An 18,552-nucleotide genomic window follows, 5' to 3' on the forward strand; every position below is an offset into this window, starting at 1 on the left:
GGACGGGTTGTAGCTGCCATGAAGATTGAGATCTGGTCAGACGTCGCGTGCCCGTGGTGCTACATCGGCAAGCGCCGCTTTGAGACCGCATTGGCCCAGTTCCCGCACCGCGATTCCGTGGAAGTTCAGTGGAGGAGCTACCAACTGGACCCATCAGTCCCGGAGCATTACGACGGCACTGAGCTGGACTATCTGAGCAAGCGCAAAGGCATGGCCCCTGAGCAAGTCCAGCAGATGTTCGGCCACGTCACGGAGACCGCCAAGGGTGAGGGCTTGGACTACCGTTTTGACACTGTTGTGGTTGCCAACAGCTTCACGGCCCACCGCCTCATCCATCTCGCTGCCTCCCATGGCCACCAGGACGCTGCCAAGGAACGCCTGCTCAGTGACCACTTTGAGCACGGCAAGGACATCGGCAGCGAGGAATACCTCACCGCGCTTGGGGCAGCATTGGAACTGCCCGCCAGCGAGGTTGCGGAACTGTTCACCACGGACAAGTTCACCGACGCCGTCAACGAGGACATCAATGAGGCCCGGGCCATCGGCGTCACGGGCGTCCCATTCTTCGTGATCGACCGCAAGTACGGCATTTCCGGCGCCCAGCCCGCTGAACTCTTCGCCCAAGCATTGAACCAGGCGTGGCAGGAAGCCAACCCGTTGATCCCGGTCGGCGCTTCGGACGGCGAGGCCTGCGGGCCCGACGGCTGCAGCATCTAAGTAGCCCCCGCCGTCGTGCGTTAACCCATGTAGGGGACAGCAAACGTCGCAATGAGCGTTCATTGCGACGTTTGCTGTCCCCCAGTTGGGTGCGGGGCTAGCCTTTCGCTACATGAAGCTCGACGACGGCCCAGGACAGGGCGGGCAGCGTCAGTCGCAGCTCTGAACCGTGCGCCTTCACGCCTTCCAGCGGCGTCAAGCCCACCCGGCCCGGCTGGTCCTGGGCGTTGGTCGTGAAGCGGTCGCCGCCGTCGGGAATCTCGAGGACCTCGGCGCGTACCACCTGCTGGGCGTCAAAACCGCGAAGCGCCACCTCGACGTCGGCGGCTTCTTCCAACCCGCGGTTGGCGAAGAACAAGGCCACCCGCCCCGTTTCCTCGTTCCAGGTCGCGCTGACGTCCACCAGGTCCGTGTCACCGAAGCGGGCATTGGAGTACTTGTCCGAGTCCACGGAGAGCCGCAGGATCTGGCCTTTGGCGAGCTCTGCCATCCGTGCGAAGGGGTGGAAAATGGTCTGCTTCCACGCCGGCCCGTTTTCCTCGGACAGGATGGGCGCGATCACGTTGACCAGCTGTGCCTGGTTGGCGATCTTGACCCGGTCCCCATGGCGGAGGAGCGAGTTGAGCAACGTTCCCACCACCACGGCGTCCGTGACGTTGTACTTGTCCTCGATGATCCGGGGGTGCTCGCGCCATCCGGCCTTGATCACGTTGTGTGGCTGGTCCTCGGTGTCCAAACCGCGCTGGTACCAGACGTTCCACTCATCGAAGGACAGGTTGATGTGCTTCTTGTGCTTTCCCTTCGCACGCACCGCGTCCGCTGTGGCGACGACGGACTCGATGAAGTAGTCGGTGTCGACGGCGGACGCGAGGAAACTGCCGACGTCGCCTTCTTCCTCGAAGTAGTACGCGTGGAGGGAGACGTAATCCACCTCTTCATATGCTTGCGTGAGTACGGTCTGCTCCCAAGCGCCAAAGGTGGGCATCCGTGAATTGGAGCTCCCGCAAGCCACCAGCTCGATGTCCGGGTCCACGAACCGCATGGCCTTGGCGGCTTCCTGGGCGAGGCGTCCGTATTCCTCAGCGGTCTTGTGGCCGATCTGCCATGGCCCGTCCATTTCATTGCCCAAGCACCATAGCTTGATGCCGAAGGGGTCCTTGTGGCCGTTCTTTGCGCGAAGGTCTGACCAATAGCTCCCACCGGGGTGGTTGGCATACTCCACGATTTCACGGGCAGCTTCCACTCCCCTGGTGCCCAGGTTGATGGCCTCCATGATTTCGGTGCCGGCCTGTTTGGACCAGTCCACGAACTCGTGCAAACCAAAGGCGTTGGTCTCCACGGTGTGCCAGGCACCATCCAGCCGCCGCGGCCTGTTCTCACGCGGTCCGATGCCGTCTTCCCAGTTGTAACCGGAAACAAAATTACCGCCGGGGTACCGGATAACGGTGGCCCCCAGTTCCTTGACGAGCTTGAGGACGTCTTGGCGGAAGCCGTTCTCATCGGCCTCAGGATGTCCGGGTTCGTAAATGCCGGTATAGACACAGCGGCCCATGTGCTCCACGAAGGAGCCGAAAAGGCGGCGGGGTACTTCGCCGATCGTGAAGTCGCGATCGAGGGTGATCCGTGCGCGTGACATGTGCAGTATCTCCTAATCTCCTTGGTGCTGTTCTGAAATTGGTGGTAAGCGTGTGGTGCCGATCAGGTTCCGGCGAGTCCCGTCGTCGCAATGCCTTTGATGATCTGGCGTTGAAAGAACAGGAAGATCACGATCAGGGGCAGCGCCGCCAACAACGCGGACGCCATGTTTTGCGCGTACTGGATGCCGTAGGCGCTCTTGATGGTTTGCAGGCCAACGGGGAGGGTGAGCAGGTTGCTGTCGTTGGTCGCGATGAACGGCCACAGGAAGTTGTTCCACGCGCCGATGAAAACAAAGATTGCGACGGCGGCCAGGATGGGCCGGGACAACGGCAGGATGATCCGGGTGAAGATCCGCAAGCGGCTGGCACCGTCCATCACTGCGGCTTCCTCGAGTTCGCGCGGGATCTGGTCGAAGAACCTCTTCAGCACGAACACCATGGCCGGGTGGATGACCTGCGGCAGGATGATGGCCCAGGAAGTATCGATCAGGTTCAGCGACAACATCTGGTAGAAGAGCGGGATGATCAGCACGGGCGGCGGGACGATGATGGAGGCAATGATGACCGTCATCAGCATCCTCTTACCTTTGAAGTCGATCCTTGACAGCGCGTAAGCAACCAGCGCCGAGATCACCAGCGTTATCGCCGTGATGGCCGCCGACGTATAGAGCGAGTTCCAGGTCCAGAGAGGAATGTTGCCGTCCTGGAAAACTTTGGCGAACGCGTCGAAGGTAAAGCCCGACGGCGGAACCCAGCTGATCTTGGAAGCCGCCGCATCCGTCTCGCTCTTGAAGGCGGTGACAGTGGCCCATGCGAAAGGGATCAGCCACAGGACGGCGATTACTGCGGCCAGGGCGACAGCGGCTATCCGGCCGATGGTGGGTTTCTTGCGGACGGGACGGAGCCTGTGGCTGCCAAGGCTTTGTGTGGATCCGCCGGCCGTGCGGGTGAGTGTAGGTGTGGCCATGATTATGCACTCCTGCGGCGTGTGATGACGAACTGCATGATGGAGACAACCAGGATCAGTCCGAAGAAGATGTAGGAAATGGCTGCGGAGTAACCGAGCCGGTAACCGGTGAAGCCGGTCTCAAAGATGTACTGCACTACCGGCCGGGTTGATCCCGCGGGACCGCCCGCCGTCATTTGGTACACCTGATCAAAGATCTTGAGCGATGCCAGGATCTGAAGGAGCACGATCATGACCGTAGTGGGTGCCAGCTGGGGCAACGTGATGGAAAAGAACTGTCGCCAAGTACCCGCGCCGTCCAAGGACGCCGCTTCATAATGCTGGGCCGGAATGTTCTGCATAGCCGCCAGATAGAGCAGGAAATTGAAACCCACAGTCCACCAAAGGGTGGCAATGACGATTGCCCACATGGCCACGTTGGGATCGTTGAGCCACGCAACCTTGGGTAGTCCGACCTTGGAGAGCATGTCATTGAAGAGCCCTAGTTGGGGGTTGTACATCCATGTAAAAAACAGGGACACCACCGTGGATGCCAAGAGGTACGGCGCAAAGTAGGACAGGCGCCACAGCCACTGGGCCGGAAGCCCGATGTTGAGCAGCGCGGCCATCACCAGCGCCACGAGGACCAGCGGAACTGTGCTGATCACGGTGAAGTAGAGCGTGTTGCCCAGCGAATGCCACATGTCTGCGTCGCCGAACGCTTCGGTGTAGTTCGAAAAGCCGATAAGCCCGTTGTTGGCTCCGGTCAGCGACTTGCCGGTGAGGCTCATGTAGAAGCCGTAAAGAATGGGCCAGACCAGAAAAACCAGGAAGAAGAGCAGGAACGGGGCGGCGAAACCCCATCCACTGACGTTGCTTTGCGTCCTGCTCACGGATCTCCGGCGGGACAGGGTAGTTGAACTCATGAAGGACTCCTTTGTCGCTCGGTACGTGAACCGGTTAGACCGGGTTGGGACGGGAAAGAAGGGTATTGGTCCTGCGTTCGAAGGCATCCCACCCCACAGAGGCCTTGTCCCGCCCCAACAGCACGTTCTGGATGTTCTCCCCGAAGTACGTCTGCCAGTCCGAGCCGGAGCCACTGAACCAGGACTCGGGATCATAGGCGATGATGTCCGCTGCGTTGGCGTAATGGATTTGCGGGGTCAGTTTCCGGTATTCGGCAGTCTTGACCACGGGCTGGAAGGCAGGAATATGGCCTGCTTCCGCCCAGGACAGGGAACCCTTGAGGACATCGGTCACGAATTTGTAGACGGCGCGGCGCTTCTCGTCGTTGACCGTGAGCTGCCGTGGCAGGACAAACGAATGGGAGTCCGCGTAGGAAGCCGGAGTTCCGTAGAGCGTGGGAATGGTGGCCGCGTCAAAGGGCAAGCCGGCCTTCTTCATGGTGGGGATTTCCCAGACTCCGCTGAACAGCATGCCTGAGTCACCGCGCGCGAACTCGGCGATGGCGGTATTGATGTCGCCGCTGCTGGCGGCAATGGTGTCATCCAGGAGCGATGCCATGAACTCCAAGGACTCAATGGCCGCATCCCGGTCAACTTTCATGGGCTGACCGGGCGTCAATTCGATGTCCGCCCCATGTTGCTTGTAGAGGGTGTAGAACAACCGCCACATCTGGGATCCAAGCGCCAGGTATCCAAAGGACAAGCCGTGCGCCTTAGTCACTTTCTGCATCTCTTTGGCCATGCCCATGAACTCTTGGGGCGAGTTGACCGCCTGGAGCTGGCCGTTACTGCCAAGAAGCCCTGCTTTTCCGGCGATGTCGGTGTTGTAAAACATCACGAACGGATGGGAATCAAGGGCAAGGGAGAAAACCTTGCCGTTTTGCTGGCTCTTCTCCCAGATCCGCGGCGCGAAATCTGCGCTGGTGACACCGTGTTCTTCAAGAAGGCCAAGGTCCCATGGCTCGATCAGCCCACCCGGCGCGTACCCGGGGACTCGGCTGGCGTGCATAATAGCCACCTCGGGTGGCCGCCCGCCTGCCGAAGCCATAGCCAGCTTCGTGTAATAAGGCGGCCCCCATGCAAGCACGGTGGGGTGGACCTTGAAGCCAGGGTTAGCTTGGTTGGCTTTGTCGATCATGCCTTGCATCTTGATGCCGTCTCCGCCGGAGAGCAGATGCCAAAAATCGATGTTTTGGACCGCCGAAGCTTGGGCTGGTCCACCGCAACCGGCCAGGCTACCGGCGAGTGCCAGCCCTCCGACGGCTGCTGATCCTGTCAATAACTGTCTCCGGGACAACTGTTTCCCGGCAAGGGATTCATACTGCTTCACCCGTCACTCCTTTGGATGGGTCCGCTGAAAGGGTCCAGCTTCCTTGCGTGAACTCAGTGCGAAATTCACTGCGAAAGCTCATTGCGAAATCTCAGTGCATAGTCCGGTTCCGGTGCGCCTGCGTTCGGAGGAAGGTGGCCCGACGGGTGACGCAGCACTCACATTACATCGATGTAATCGACAGGACAAGAGAAATTGTTAGCGCAAACATGATGAATTTAGCGGGCTGGCCGGCCTCAGGCCCGGCTGCTTTCCCTCTCCACAATGGAGAAGTCCACCGAGACTACGCGTTGGGCATGACTCCTGTCCGCCATGCGCTCCGTGAGCAGACGCAGGGCCTCCTTTGCGATCTTCCGCTTATCGAAGGAGACCGTGGTCAGGGAAGGGACCGCGTAGCGGCCATCGGCAATGTCATCGAAGCCGGCAACCGCAATGTCTTCCGGAACGCGCACGCCACGCTTCCACAGAGCACTCAGGGCGCCGATCGCCATGGAGTCCGTGAAGCAGAAGAGCGCTTCGGGAACCGGATTCTCCTCCAGGTATTCGTTCAACGCTTCGGCAGCAGCCCAAGGGTGCCAACTCTCGCACGAAATCATCAGGGACTCGTCCTGAGGTATCCCCAAGGATTCAAGCGCGGCCTCATAACCGGCCCTTCGCTGGATGGCAGTGGCTGAGTTCCGCCCGCGGTTCACACCAAGGACCGCAATGCGCCTCCGCCCCGGCTTGGCAAGGGCCAAGGTCATGTCCCTGGCCGCGGCAAAACTGTCCACGAACACCCTGTCAGCCAATTGCTGGGTCACTTCCCCCAGCAAGACCACCGGCGGCAACGCCACCCCCACCCGCACTGCACTCTCATCAAGGACAACCGGGTTCAGGATGAGCCCATCGATGAGGTTGGAGCGGGCCCGGGTCAGCAGCTCCTCCTCGCGGTGCGGGTCCGAGCCGGTTTCCTCTATCTGGACACTCCAGCCTTGCTGGTGCGCGACCTCAACAATGTGGTGGGCGATCTCGGCGGAGAACGGGGTAGCGAGATCCGGAAGGGCCAACGCTATGACTCCCGACCTGCCGTTGCGGAGGCCACGGGCAGAGAGGTTGGGCACGTAATCGAGCTCCTGCATGGCCTGCTCAACCCGCAGACGCGTTGGGCCACTGACCGGCACGATTCCATTCATCACGTTCGAGACCGTTTTTGGTGACACCCCTGCCCGCAGGGCCACATCCTTAACCGTTGCCCGCAACAGTTCCCCTCGTGAAGTTATTGTCCGATTCCCCTGATGGTACGCGAATTCGGGCAGGTCCGCGCCCGGAAAGCGGCGGGAGGACCATGACGACTCTTAGTGACAGATAACGGTAAAGTGTCTACATGCCCAAGATCACGGCCGCCACGAATGCAGCCCAACGCGCCGCGACCCAACGCCGTATCTTGAAGGCTTTCGGCGAACTGCTTTTCACCCATGGACTGCCCGGCTTGACCATGACCGACGTCGCCCGCCACGCCGAGGTGGGGCGTACCGCCGTCTACAACTACTACGCCGACATGGAGCAGTTGCTCATTGCGTACGCCTTGGATGAGACCGAGCGGTTCATCGAGGATCTCAGGGAAGCGCTCGAGGCGCTCGAAAACCCCGTAGACAGGCTTGCCCTCTACGTTCGCGCGCAGGTGGAGGACCTCAGCCGCCGCCATCTGCCGCCCGGCCCCGCGATGGCCGCCGTCCTGTCCCCAGGCTCGTTCGCCAAGCTCGCGGACCATGTGGGGGATCTCAACGTCCTCCTCCAGGACATCCTCCGTGATGGTGTACAGCAGGGCTATCTCCCGGACATTGATATTGCCCAACTGGCCCGGCTCATTCACGGGACACTTTCGGCCAGCGCCGCGCGCCGCAATCGGCCGGCGGAGGAATCACACACAGCCATTGAATCCCCGACGCCGCTTGAGACGTATGCGGCCCAGACGGTGCGCTTCATCCAATTGGGAGCCGGCGCACGGTTCGATGCAGCCGGACATGCCGTACGCCTGGACGATGTGCAGCTTCTCTGTTCCGCGGGCGCTAGTGTCCCGCCGGCAGTGTCGGGACCACCGGCCATTTAGCGTTGTCCGCAATCCGCAGGTCCTCCCGCGGGCATTGCAGTTTGCCGGGACTCTGGTCCACGAGTTGAGGCTCCACCAAACGCTCGTAGCCGGCCGTGAGAATGACGTCCACGGAACCATCAGTGCGGTTGTCCTGGAAATAATCGGTGCCGGCAAGATTCCGTTGGATGTTGAATGCTGCAGCCTCGCCCTTGACGCCGGAGACCACCACGCCAACGCCTGTGTAAGCGGTGCTGCTGTTGCTTACACCGCCTACTTTGTAGCCGCGTGCCACAAACAGATCGGCCACGGTCTTCGCCAATCCGCCCCGGGTGGTGGCGTTGAAGACATTCAGGTTCACCGTTGTGTTCGGGACGTAGTCAAAGGTGGTGGTGGGGCACAGGCTGGTGGGCGCTTTGCTGGCCACCGCGGAGGGCACCTTGATCACTCCGTTCATGACGGCCCAAGCCCCCACGGCTCCGGCGCAGATCACGCCAACCAGAAGGACCAGGACGATGCCGTGCAGGAGCCGACGGGCAAAACTACCGCGCCGCGCCTCCTCATCCTCGGCAAAAGTTGCCCGGAGCTCCTGGCCGGACACAACCCTGTGCCCGTGAAGCTGGGTGACGTCCCGGGGACGCCTAGCCATCGATCACCAACACGCGGGCATGGATGGCAGTGCGTTGATGCAGCGCGGTGCGCACGGCCCTGTGGAGGCCGTCTTCGAGGTACATGACGCCCTGGTACTGGACGACGTGCGGGAAAAGGTCACCGAAGAATGTGGAATCTTCAGCCAACAAGGCCTCCAAGTCCAGGGTCCTCTTGGTGGTCACCAAATCATCGAGGCGGACCGGCCGCGGAGGCAGGGCCGCCCAGTCGCGTGGCGCGGTATATCCATGGTCAGGGTACGGGCGTCCCTCGCCCACAGCTTTGAAGATCACCCTGCAAGCCTAGGGAAGAAGAGGCCGTAACGGAACTTTTGACCCCGGGCACGGACAGGTTGTAGCCAAAAGGTGATTATCGTGGTGGGGCGTCATAGCTGGGTCCTACCGCCTTGGGACTGACAGAATAGAACCATGACCCAACCGTTCCCAGGTACTGGCCGGACCGCTGCCCGCACCACGCCCCCACTGGCGTTGCTGCTCGACGTCGACGGCCCCATCGCCAGTCCCGTGACGCGTGACGTCAAGCCGGACATCATCACCGATCTTGTGGCGCTTGCCTCGGCGGGCATCCCCGTCATCTTCAATACCGGCCGCTCAGATGCGTTCATCTGTGAGCAGGTCATGGAGCCCATGATCGCTGCCGGCATGCCCACCGACACGGTGATCCACGCTGTTTGCGAAAAAGGCGCAGTGTGGTTCAGCTACACCGCCCAAGGGGCAGGCCCCATCCATGTGGATAACGAGCTGGCTGTTCCGACGGCGTACGGAGACGACGTTCGCAGGCTCGTGGCCGAGGACTACTCGACGCATATGTTCTTCGACGAGACCAAGCGCGCCATGGTCTCCGTGGAGCAGCGCCTGGACGTTGCCAACGAGGATTACTTGGCGGAACAGAAACTCTTTGACTCCGATGCCTTGGACCTCATGGGCCTCCACGGCCTCGACGCCGCGATCCTGGACCACCACGCTCCCGAATCCGACGACGCCGCGGACTACAGGCTGGACCCCACCATTATCTCCACGGATATTGAATCGGTTCGGCTCGGCAAGGACCTGGGAGCCAGTAGGGCCGTGGAGCTCCTGGCGGCACACGGCATCACACCCCTCTCGTGGCGGACGGTAGGTGATTCCCGTACGGACTACGCCATGGCAGACTGGCTTCACCACAATGACCATGACGTCAAGCACGTGGACGTGAGACCCGCCGACGGCGTACCGGTGAAGCCCTACCCCATCCTCACGGCAACTGACCTGGGCCTCGCGGAGGACGTCATCCATGATGACGCCGGCGCTGCCTTCCTTCGCAGTTGGCGTGAAGCGCTGTCCATCTAGGCCGACACCCCGCAGATGCCCCCAAAGCTACCCGCCCCACAGATTCCGGAGAAAAACGCCATCACGCAAGCACCAGTTGATCCGATTTACCATGGCAGCCCCACCGTGGAAGAGGAGGCCGTTGCCGAGGCAGTCTCCCCTGCCGTCGTCGCGAACCTCAGACACAGGTCCGACGTCGTCCGCCACCGCGGGCGGTACGCCATGGTCATCAGCGACCTGACCCCGCAGCAGGCCATGGTGTCCGATCTTCTGGCGGTCAGGGCAGCCTTGGAAGCAGCCGACGTCGACTTCATCCTGGTCAGGGGCAACGACGAACGTCCGGTCATTGCCGTGGATTGGGAAGCGCGGCGACAGGTCCGGGAGGCACTGGTCCGAGCCTTCCATGACGAGCCGTTCTACTCCATGACCGTTGACGCCAAACGGAAAGCCTCGGTCCTGGTTGCTGACGGTGAGTTGTCCGCAAACCGCAAGGCGAGGATCTTCCGGCTGTACCGGCCCAGGGTGGAACCGGGCGGTGGCCTCTGGTACGGACCGGCTTTGGGCGTGCAGCTTGAGTTGTGGAGGTTCGAGGGCGACCATCTGGAGCTTCCGGTGGAGAATTCGTTGACCCGCCGCACAATGCTCCGGCAGGACGCGGTGCGCGGCACAGTCCAGCGGCACGGCCTGGCGTGGCCCACCATCGAGAACATGTTTGCCGACCACGCCAGCGACATCGATTTCGATATCGACATCGTCTTTTCCTGGGTGGATGGCAGCGATCCAGCCTACATTGCAGCACGACGCGCCCAGCAGGCCGGAGCGGTCCTCGGTGAAGGCGACGACCATGAGGCACGCTTCCGGCAGATCGATGAACTCAAATACGCGCTCCGGTCCGTACACATGTTCGCACCTTGGATCCGCCGGATCTTCATCGCCACCGATTCCCCGGCACCGAAATGGCTCGCGGACCACCCATCGGTTACGATCGTGCGCAGCGAGGAATTCTTTGCCGACCCGTCGGTGCTGCCCACGCACAATTCCCAAGCAGTGGAATGCCAACTGCACCACATTGAGGGATTGTCAGAGCATTTCCTCTACTCCAACGACGACATGTTCTTCGGCCGCCCGGTGGGGCCGGACATGTTCTTCACACCGGGCGGCATCACCAAGTTCATCGAGGCCGACACCCGGATCGGCCTCGGTGAGAACGATGCCGAACGCAGCGGTTTCGAGAACGCAGCACGGGTCAACCGCAAACTGCTGTGGGAAAGGTTCGGCCGGATCACTACCCGCCACCTCGAACACACCGCTGCACCCCTTCGCCGCAGCGTGGTGGCCAAGATGGAGAAGGAGTTCCCCGCGGAATTCGCCAAGACCGCGGCCAGCCGTTTCAGGGCGGCCGACAACATCTCAGTGACCAATTCCTTCTACCACTACTACGCCCTGCTGACGGGCCGCGCCGTCACCCAGACGGCCGCGAGAGTCCGGTACGTGGACACCACCATGTGGGCCGGGCTCCACTATCTGCCCAAGCTACTGGCGAAGCGTCACATGGACTTTTTCTGCCTCAACGACGGCAGCTTTCCTGAGGTCGAGGCGGATGAGCGCGCCGAAGTAGTGACGGACTTCCTGGAGAAGTACTTCCCCGTCAAGGCACCCTGGGAGAAATAAGGGTTCCGCGGCGCGAGTGCTTGGGAATCCGGACACCGGCTTCGGCGAGCCTCCGCTGCACCTCAGCGGCGTCCAAGGGTTCGCCCACTGTCGCGCCCCCGGACATCGGGACCACCGAGTGCACAATCGTGTGCTCGTAAACGTGAACCATGTTGTAGGACTGGGCACCGTCGCGACCGCGCTGGCCGCCTGCGCGCACGCCCAGGTCCTGCGTGTAGCACGTGGCAGAGGCGACCGACACCGGAATGCCGGCGAAGTCCGCTGTCGTGGAGTAATGCAGGTGGCCGCCGAGGATGGCGCGGACGTCCGTACCCCGGACGACGGCGGCCAGGTCGGCTTGGCCGCGAAGCTCCACCAAAACGGCCATATCCTGGACGCAGGGCACAGGCGGGTGATGCATCGCCAGGATCGTGCCGTCCGGCGCTGGTGTGGCCAATTCCGAAGCCAGCCAGTCCAGCTGCGACTCGGACAACTGCCCGTAGTGGTAGCCCGGAACCGTGGTGTCCAGGGTGATGATGCGCAGGCCGTTCACAAAGTAGCTGCGGTCCACCGGATCCTGGGGCCTGCTGGCTTCGGAAGCGTCGTGGAAAGCTGCGCGGAAATTGGCCCTGTTGTCGTGGTTGCCCATGGCCCAGATCGCCCGTGCACCCAATGAGCGGCACACTGGCTCGATCATGGTGCGCAAGCGCAGGTATGCCTCGGTTTCACCCTTGTCCGCCAAATCCCCGGTAAAGACGATGGCCTCGGGCCTGATGCGGGAAGCCACGATCTGATCGCAGATCTCCTGAAGCCTGGCTGCGCTGTCCACCGAGCCATGAAGCTCGTTCGGTCCCCCCACCAAGTGAAGATCGCTCAAGTGCAAAAGCACATGACCTGGTTTGGGGTGTTCGGCCTCGATGAGCTCCATAGCTGCCTTAGCGTTTGGTGGGAGACGGCGTCTCCCGTGTCAATCCAGTTGCCTTAATCCAACCAGACAGAAAGCCAACAACAAGCTAATTCGGGGCGGAATGTTGGAAAATTACTTTCTTTCAACAGGGTCCGCGGCGTAGGAACAGGGTCTAGGGGGTCGGGACCAGCAGTGAGGAAAGCTGCACAATCACGCCATCAGGGCGCCGCACGAGGCCCGGTGCTACCAAAACGTAACCGGGCGGCAGGACCACCGCGGTGAGCGTGCCGGGGATGATCGCCACAGGTGAGGTCGGTGAAGGCGCCGGAACCGGCGGGGCTGTGGGGGTCACTGCGGGCGGCAGCACTGTCGGGGTCAGCAGCGGAGGTGTCACGGCCGGCGCCTTGGAGGACGGGACCGGAGCCGGAGCTTTGGGCACGGGGGTGAGGGTGATGGTAGCGGTCGGGGTTGGCGCCGGCGTCAGGGTTGGCGTCGCCGCTGGCGTCGGCGTGGCAGTCGCCGTCGGGGTGGCAGTCGGCGTCGGGGTCGGCGTCGGCGTTGCAGCGGGGACCTGCGTGGTGGCCTGGGCGGGTGGGGTCGCTCCCGACGATGCGGGCGGAACCGTTGACGGCGGAGCAGCGACGGGCGGATTGGGGGCCGCGACGGCGGGTTGGCCAGCCGCTGGCGCCGTGACCACCGGCGGTGCTACGGATACTTCTTGGTCGCCGCCAATGACCGCGCGGTTGCTGGCGTCGGCGATCGGGACGGCCCACTGCGGCGCGGTGGAAACTCCCGTGCCTACGCCTGGTTCGTAACTCACCATGGTGATGTTCTGCAGCGGATCCACTTGATGGGTAGGCAGGTAGATCCAGCCGTTGGGGTTGGTGTGGAGGCCGTTGACAATGGTCTCGAAGTGGAGGTGGCAACCGGTGGACCATCCCGTCGTCCCCACCTCGGCGATGACTTGGCCCACCTGAATCGACTGCCCCAGAGTCACACCAATGCCCTGCAGGTGGTTGTACGTGGTGACAAGGCCGTTTCCATGGTCAATTTCCACACGGTTTCCGCCGCCCCAAGGATGCCACCCTACTGCACGGACAACCCCGGCGTCGGCAGCGTAAACCCGGGTACCGCACGCTGCGGCATAATCTTGGCCCCAGTGGAAATCATTGGGCAGGCCGGTGATCGGACTGATGCGCCACCCGTACGGTGAACTCGGATTCAGGACTTCCAGGGGCGCGTACAGGCTTCCAGCCGGAGGCCTCGCCAAGCCGGCGGAAGCAACATTCAGCGCACCGGATCCGTCCTTGCCCACAGCGCGGACCACAGCACGGTCGAAGGAGAGCATGGGCGTTCCAGGCATTTGGACCGGAGGTTCAGGATTGGGATCAATCACGGCGGTCTGCGCGTCCGGGGGCACGAGGGTCCCCAAGGCCACAGCTCCTGCCAAGGCCTGGGTCGAGGCTCCGTCGGGCGAACCAACGGGAGCGGAGTTCAGTGGCTGGAAACCGAAAGCGAAGAACGCGGTGACGGCAATGAAACACGCCAGCGCGACTCGCCGGAAGCGGCCCATGCGCACGAGGTGGAGGACCTTGCTTGAATCATGATGCTTGCCCACAAAACACTCCCCAAAAGCCAGCGGCACCAAACCCCAGCCTGGCGTGCAATCCCCATTGTGGCCGTAATCACACCAGAAATAAAGGGCTCCCCATGGCAGGTACTGGAAAGGTTCGCGCAGTTTTTGCTCAAGACGTCTTGAGGTTCTCCGGCGCTTGTCTGTACAGCTCAGGCAAAGCGCGGTCGAATGGACTACATGAGGAATTACCTCACTGAGTACAGGGATGAACTGCAGCGCACCTTCACGGGAACCTCAGGCACGCCACCGGAGTGGGTGCCGCGCCTCGCGGAAGGGAACGACGCCGGTTATTACCTGCCCGGCTCAGCCGTCTGGGCAGTTCACGGCCATGTGGCCACCATCATTGCCGGCATCAGGGTGTTGTTGATGCAGGCGCTCCACCCCGGCGCACTTGCCGGCGTCTACGAGCACTCCGGCTTCCAAAAGGATCCCCTCGGCCGCCTGGCCAACACCATCCGCTGGATCTTCACGGTGACCTACGGTTCAAAGGACGCGGCCGAGGCCGCCACCCTCCGCGTGCGAAAGATCCACGAGCACGTCCGGGGCACCTATGTGGATGGCACCGGCGCCCGGCGTGATTACGCCGCCAACGATCCCGAACTCCTTCGCTGGGTCCACGTCACTTATGCTGACTCGTTTATTACGGCCAACCGCATCTGGGGGCAGGCCATCCCAGGAGGCCCGGATGCCTACGTCCGGGAGTGGGCGGTGGCGGGCCAACTGATGGGGGTGCAAGACCCACCCGTCACCTATGCACAGGTACGTGACGAATTGGAGAGGTGGTATTCCTCGGGAGTGCTGCGGGCCGATGAACGCCTCGCCGAGACAGTATCGTTCATCCGAACGCCGCCGCTCAGCCCGCTCCTCAGGCCCGGATACCGCATTCTGTTCGCGGCCGCCGTCGCAAGCTTGGAACCGAAGTACCGCGCCATACTGGGGATCGGGCCTGCCCGGCTTGGCCCCATCCCTCTGCCCGTCATCACCGCAGCGAGGGCCGTGCTGGGCATGGTTCGCTTGGCACTGGGATCGCATGGTCCAAGTGAGTTGGCTGCCCGCCGCAGATTGCAGAGGCTGGGCTACGCGCAGGTGTGACGACCCGTGCCCCCTGAACGGTCGAGGGGTTAGCTCTCGCGGCTTTGATGTTTCCAAAGCCCCAAAAGCTAACCCCTCGGCGTCATTCCAGGCGTGCCGCCTAGATCACGTGGTCGGACAAGTGGTTCGGGGTGCCGAACCGGTGCGCCGTGATGGACACGGCCTGCTCGCGGAGGAACGGCAGCATCTCGATGCGGCCGGCTTGGGTCACTGCGCCGTGGTAAACCCCGACGTCGGGACGGCCACCCATGGCTGCGCTCAGCGCGGCGAAGTCACCGCCGATGAGGCGGATGCGGCCGGCGTCGAAGTTCGCTGCACGAGCCAGCCACGCGGCGTCGTCCTCGATCCGAACGCTGACGCCCAGGTCCGCCAACACGGATACCACAGCGTCAGGAAGCACGACGGCGGAGCTGACCTTGAGCGCCGAACCGGCCACTGCACCGGCTGCTACTACGCGGATCAGTTCAGCGAGCGTTTCCCCTTCGGAGAGGCGGATGGTGACCGGCAGTGAGCGATAACGGAAGACGTTGCGTTCTGCAGTCAGAGCAGACACATCCTTGACCGTGCCGAACTCGCTTTCCCATGCTGCGGCATCGCTGAAGAGTGCCTGCTGGAGGGTCTGGATTTCCTCAGCGGAGACGCCGGCGGACTTGGCAGCAGCGAGCAGCCGGGCAGCCGCACCTTGAAGGACGGCGCCGCGCTTGACCTTGGCTTCTGCGGGGAGCCAGGAGCCCAAGCCGATCAGGTAGTTCGGGCCGCCGGCCTTGGTTCCGGCCCCGACTGCGGACTTCTTCCAGCCACCGAAGGGCTGGCGCTGGACGATCGCACCGGTGATGCCGCGGTTGACGTACAGGTTTCCGGCCTGGATGTTCTCCAGCCAGACACCCATCTCAGCGGAATCCAGGGAGTGAAGCCCTGCCGTAAGGCCGTACTCGATCTCGTTCTGGATGGCGATGGCTTCTTCAAGGGTGTCAGCGGTCATGACGCCCAGCACGGGGCCAAAGAACTCCGTCAGGTGGAAGTAGGAGCCACGCTTGACGCCCGAGCGGATGCCCGGGGACCACAAACGGCCGGAGTCGTCGAGGCGCTCGGGCTTGATGGCCCACGTTTCGCCGTCGCCCAGTGTGGTGAGGGCGTTGAGGAGCTTGCCGTTGGCTGGTTCGATGATCGGCCCCATCTGCGACGTGGCGTTATCCGGGTAGCCGACCGTCAGGGATCGGGCTGCATCGATCAGCTGGTTGTGGAAGCGGGCGCTCTTCGCCACCGAGCCCACCAGGATCACCAGTGATGCGGCAGAGCACTTCTGGCCAGCATGTCCGAACGCCGAGTACACCACGTCCTTGGCAGCGAGGTCCAGGTCGGCACTTGGGGTGACGATGATGGCGTTCTTACCCGACGTTTCCGCGAGCAGCGGCAGGTCCTGGCGGAACGAACGGAACAACTCGGCGGTTTCGTAGCCACCAGTGAGGATGACGCGGTCCACGCTCGGGTGCGAAACGAGGTGGGTGCCGAGCTCGCGCTCTTCAAGCTGAACCAGTGCCAACACTTCGCGGGGCACACCGGCTTCCCAGAGGGCGTCGACCATCACCGAACCGGAGCGGCGGGCCTGCTTTGCGGGCTTGATCACGACGGCGGAACCTGAAGCGAGCGCTGCGAGCGTGGAGCCCGCAGGAATCGCAACCGGGAAGTTCCACGGCGGGGTCACCACGGTGAGGTTCGCTGGGACGAACGTGGCGCCGTCGACCGTTTCCAAGTCCTTGGCGCGCTCAGCGTAGTAGTGCGCGAAGTCGATTGCTTCACTGACCTCGGGGTCGCCTTGGTCGATGGTCTTGCCGGTTTCGGAAGCCATGACCTCAAGGAGTTCGGCGCGGCGGGACTCGAGAACGTCGCCGGCACGGTGCAAGATGGCTGCGCGTTCGGCTGCGGGGCGGGCACCCCATGCCTTGCCGTGGTCCACGGCGGTGGCAATGATGCGGTCCAGCTCCGCGGCATCGGAAACCTTGGTGGATTCCACGATCTTGTTGCCAGCCGTGGAACCGGGGATGCGGGCCAGGATGTCTCGGCCCCAGGCACGGTTGGCGGGGAGGGCCGGGTCGGTGTCAGGGGTGTTGCGGAAGCCTTCCAGCGGGCCGGGCTCGGCCGGAAGACGGCGATCCTGCTTGCGGTTCGGACCCGGGACATCGTCCTTCATGTTGGCCAAGGAAGCGAGGAAGCGCTCCTGTTCGCGCTTAAAGAGGCCCTCGTTTTCGCTGAGCTCAAACACGGCCGACATGAAGTTTTCCTGGCTTGCACCCTCTTCGAGGCGGCGGATCAGGTAGGCGATGGCGACGTCGAACTCACCCGGGTGGACCACGGGCGTGTACAGGAGGAGGCTGCCGACATCCTTGCGGACAGCGGTGGCTTGGCCCGTTGCCATGCCCAGGAGCATTTCGAACTCGATCGCTTTCTGTCCCTGCCCGGCAATCCCGCGCTGCTTGGCCAGAAGCCAGGCAAACGCGACGTCGAAGAGGTTGTGGCCCGCGACGCCGATGCGGACCGCGTCAATGCGCTCCGGGGTGAGGGCGTAGTTGATCACGTTCTTGTAGCTGGTGTCCGAGTCCTGCTTGGAGCCCCAAGTTGCCAGCGGCCAATCGTGCAGGGAAGCTTCAACCTGTTCCATGGGAAGGTTGGCGCCCTTGACCACACGGACCTTGATGGGAGCCCCACCCTTGGCCCGGCGTGCAGCGGCCCACTCCTGCAATTCCTGCATGGCGCCGAGGGCGTCCGGGAGGTAGGCCTGCAGGACGATCCCGGCTTCCAAGTTCTTGAACTCGGGCATATCCAGGATGCGCTTGAACACCGCGATGGTCATGCTGAGGTCCTTGTACTCCTCCATGTCCAGGTTGATGAACTTGGGCTTAGGGAAGGACGCTGCGAGGCGGTAAAGCGGGGTGAGCTTCTCCACCACGTGATCGACCGTTTCGGCGAAAGCCCACGGGGAGTGCGGAGCCACGGTGGAGGATTCCTTGATGGACACGTAGTCCACGTCCTCGCGGGCCAGCAACTTCAGGGTGCCTTCCAGGCGGCGCTGCGCCTCGTGCTCACCCAGGACGGCCTCGCCGAGGAGATTCACGTTCAGGTGTACGCCGTCCTGCCGGATCTTCGCGATTGCGGGACCCAGCTTCGCATCGGTGGCGTCAACAATCAGGTGGCCCACCATTTCACGGAGCACACGGCGGGCGATCGGGATAACCACCTGCGGCATGATGGGCGCCATGACACCGCCCACGCGGACAGCGCTGCGCATGTACCAAGGGAGGAACTTGGGCACCTTTGGTGCAAGCTCGGCGAGTTTACGGCCGGCGACGGCCAGATCCTCCGGGCGGATGACGCCGTCGACAAACCCAACGGTGAACTCCAAGCCGTTCGGATCCTTGAGGACACCTGCGAGGCGCTGGGCGGACACATCCACAGGGATCTTGCTGGCTTCGGTCAACCAGTGACGAACCAACGCGATGGCTTCTTGGGCCAAGGCATCAAATTGGCCTGAATCCTCGGTGCTTGGGGTGCTGGCATCCGGTAGGGTGCTGGTCATGGAGGCTCCTTCTGGGGCGGAGAAGTTTGTTTGTTTCCATCAGTATGGATCTAC

At 62.7% G+C, this 18,552-nt stretch carries 15 protein-coding genes; 5 read left to right on the forward strand and 10 right to left on the reverse strand.

What is annotated here, in order from left to right:
- Positions 1–18 precede the first annotated feature (18 nt).
- The gene (locus QRN04_RS09180; protein ID WP_284975710.1) at positions 19–717 is read left to right on the forward strand and encodes a DsbA family oxidoreductase; all 699 of its coding nucleotides are present in this window, start codon (positions 19–21) and stop codon (positions 715–717) included.
- A gap of 97 nt (positions 718–814) precedes the next feature.
- Here QRN04_RS09180 and arfA read toward each other — a convergent pair whose 3' ends face one another.
- From arfA to QRN04_RS09205, 5 genes are all read right to left on the reverse strand, one after another.
- Positions 815–2,353 carry an arabinosylfuranosidase ArfA gene (gene arfA, locus QRN04_RS09185; RefSeq protein WP_284975711.1) on the reverse strand — a complete coding sequence of 513 codons (1,539 nt, stop codon included), beginning with the start codon at positions 2,351–2,353 and terminating at the stop codon, positions 815–817.
- 62 nt (positions 2,354–2,415) lie between these two features.
- Positions 2,416–3,321, reverse strand: coding sequence for a carbohydrate ABC transporter permease (locus QRN04_RS09190; protein WP_284975712.1), 906 nt, complete (start codon positions 3,319–3,321; stop codon positions 2,416–2,418).
- A gap of 2 nt (positions 3,322–3,323) precedes the next feature.
- Entirely contained in the window at positions 3,324–4,226 is a 903-nt protein-coding gene (locus QRN04_RS09195) for a carbohydrate ABC transporter permease (RefSeq protein ID WP_284975713.1), read from the reverse strand.
- Positions 4,227–4,260: 34 nt separating this feature from the next.
- Entirely contained in the window at positions 4,261–5,595 is a 1,335-nt protein-coding gene (locus tag QRN04_RS09200; protein WP_284975714.1) for an extracellular solute-binding protein, read from the reverse strand.
- Positions 5,596–5,831: 236 nt separating this feature from the next.
- Entirely contained in the window at positions 5,832–6,833 is a 1,002-nt protein-coding gene (locus tag QRN04_RS09205) for a LacI family DNA-binding transcriptional regulator (protein WP_284975715.1), read from the reverse strand.
- Between the two features lie 125 nt (positions 6,834–6,958).
- Here QRN04_RS09205 and QRN04_RS09210 point away from each other — a divergent pair, with 125 nt between their 5' ends.
- The gene (locus QRN04_RS09210) at positions 6,959–7,684 is read left to right on the forward strand and encodes a TetR/AcrR family transcriptional regulator (protein ID WP_284975716.1); all 726 of its coding nucleotides are present in this window, start codon (positions 6,959–6,961) and stop codon (positions 7,682–7,684) included.
- Here the strand turns inward: QRN04_RS09210 and QRN04_RS09215 are convergent.
- The gene (locus QRN04_RS09215; protein ID WP_284975717.1) at positions 7,644–8,312 is read right to left on the reverse strand and encodes a LytR C-terminal domain-containing protein; all 669 of its coding nucleotides are present in this window, start codon (positions 8,310–8,312) and stop codon (positions 7,644–7,646) included. The two genes, QRN04_RS09210 and QRN04_RS09215, sit on opposite strands and share 41 nt — an antisense overlap.
- Positions 8,305–8,604 carry a type II toxin-antitoxin system VapB family antitoxin gene (locus QRN04_RS09220; RefSeq protein WP_144661451.1) on the reverse strand — a complete coding sequence of 100 codons (300 nt, stop codon included), beginning with the start codon at positions 8,602–8,604 and terminating at the stop codon, positions 8,305–8,307. Before QRN04_RS09220 ends, QRN04_RS09215 begins: the two co-directional genes overlap by 8 nt.
- Positions 8,605–8,739: 135 nt before the next feature.
- Here QRN04_RS09220 and QRN04_RS09225 point away from each other — a divergent pair, with 135 nt between their 5' ends.
- The gene (locus tag QRN04_RS09225) at positions 8,740–9,660 is read left to right on the forward strand and encodes a Cof-type HAD-IIB family hydrolase (RefSeq protein ID WP_284975718.1); all 921 of its coding nucleotides are present in this window, start codon (positions 8,740–8,742) and stop codon (positions 9,658–9,660) included.
- A gap of 15 nt (positions 9,661–9,675) precedes the next feature.
- The gene (locus tag QRN04_RS09230; protein ID WP_284975719.1) at positions 9,676–11,310 is read left to right on the forward strand and encodes a stealth family protein; all 1,635 of its coding nucleotides are present in this window, start codon (positions 9,676–9,678) and stop codon (positions 11,308–11,310) included.
- Here the strand turns inward: QRN04_RS09230 and QRN04_RS09235 are convergent.
- A complete protein-coding gene (locus tag QRN04_RS09235) occupies positions 11,288–12,217 on the reverse strand; it encodes a phosphodiesterase (protein WP_284975720.1) in 930 nt (309 codons plus the stop codon). The two genes, QRN04_RS09230 and QRN04_RS09235, sit on opposite strands and share 23 nt — an antisense overlap.
- Positions 12,218–12,368: 151 nt before the next feature.
- Positions 12,369–13,814 (reverse strand): M23 family metallopeptidase, encoded by a 1,446-nt coding sequence (locus QRN04_RS09240; RefSeq protein WP_284975721.1) that lies wholly within the window; start codon positions 13,812–13,814, stop codon positions 12,369–12,371.
- A 186-nt stretch (positions 13,815–14,000) separates the two neighbouring features.
- Here QRN04_RS09240 and QRN04_RS09245 point away from each other — a divergent pair, with 186 nt between their 5' ends.
- A complete protein-coding gene (locus QRN04_RS09245) occupies positions 14,001–14,924 on the forward strand; it encodes an oxygenase MpaB family protein (protein WP_284975722.1) in 924 nt (307 codons plus the stop codon).
- A 100-nt stretch (positions 14,925–15,024) separates the two neighbouring features.
- Here the strand turns inward: QRN04_RS09245 and QRN04_RS09250 are convergent, their stop codons facing one another.
- Complete coding sequence (locus QRN04_RS09250) at positions 15,025–18,498, reverse strand: bifunctional proline dehydrogenase/L-glutamate gamma-semialdehyde dehydrogenase (protein WP_284975723.1); 3,474 nt, start codon at positions 18,496–18,498, stop codon at positions 15,025–15,027.
- Positions 18,499–18,552: the final 54 nt, after the last annotated feature.

It is taken from the genome of Arthrobacter sp. efr-133-TYG-104, from assembly GCF_030208915.1.
Lineage (GTDB): Bacteria > Actinomycetota > Actinomycetes > Actinomycetales > Micrococcaceae > Arthrobacter.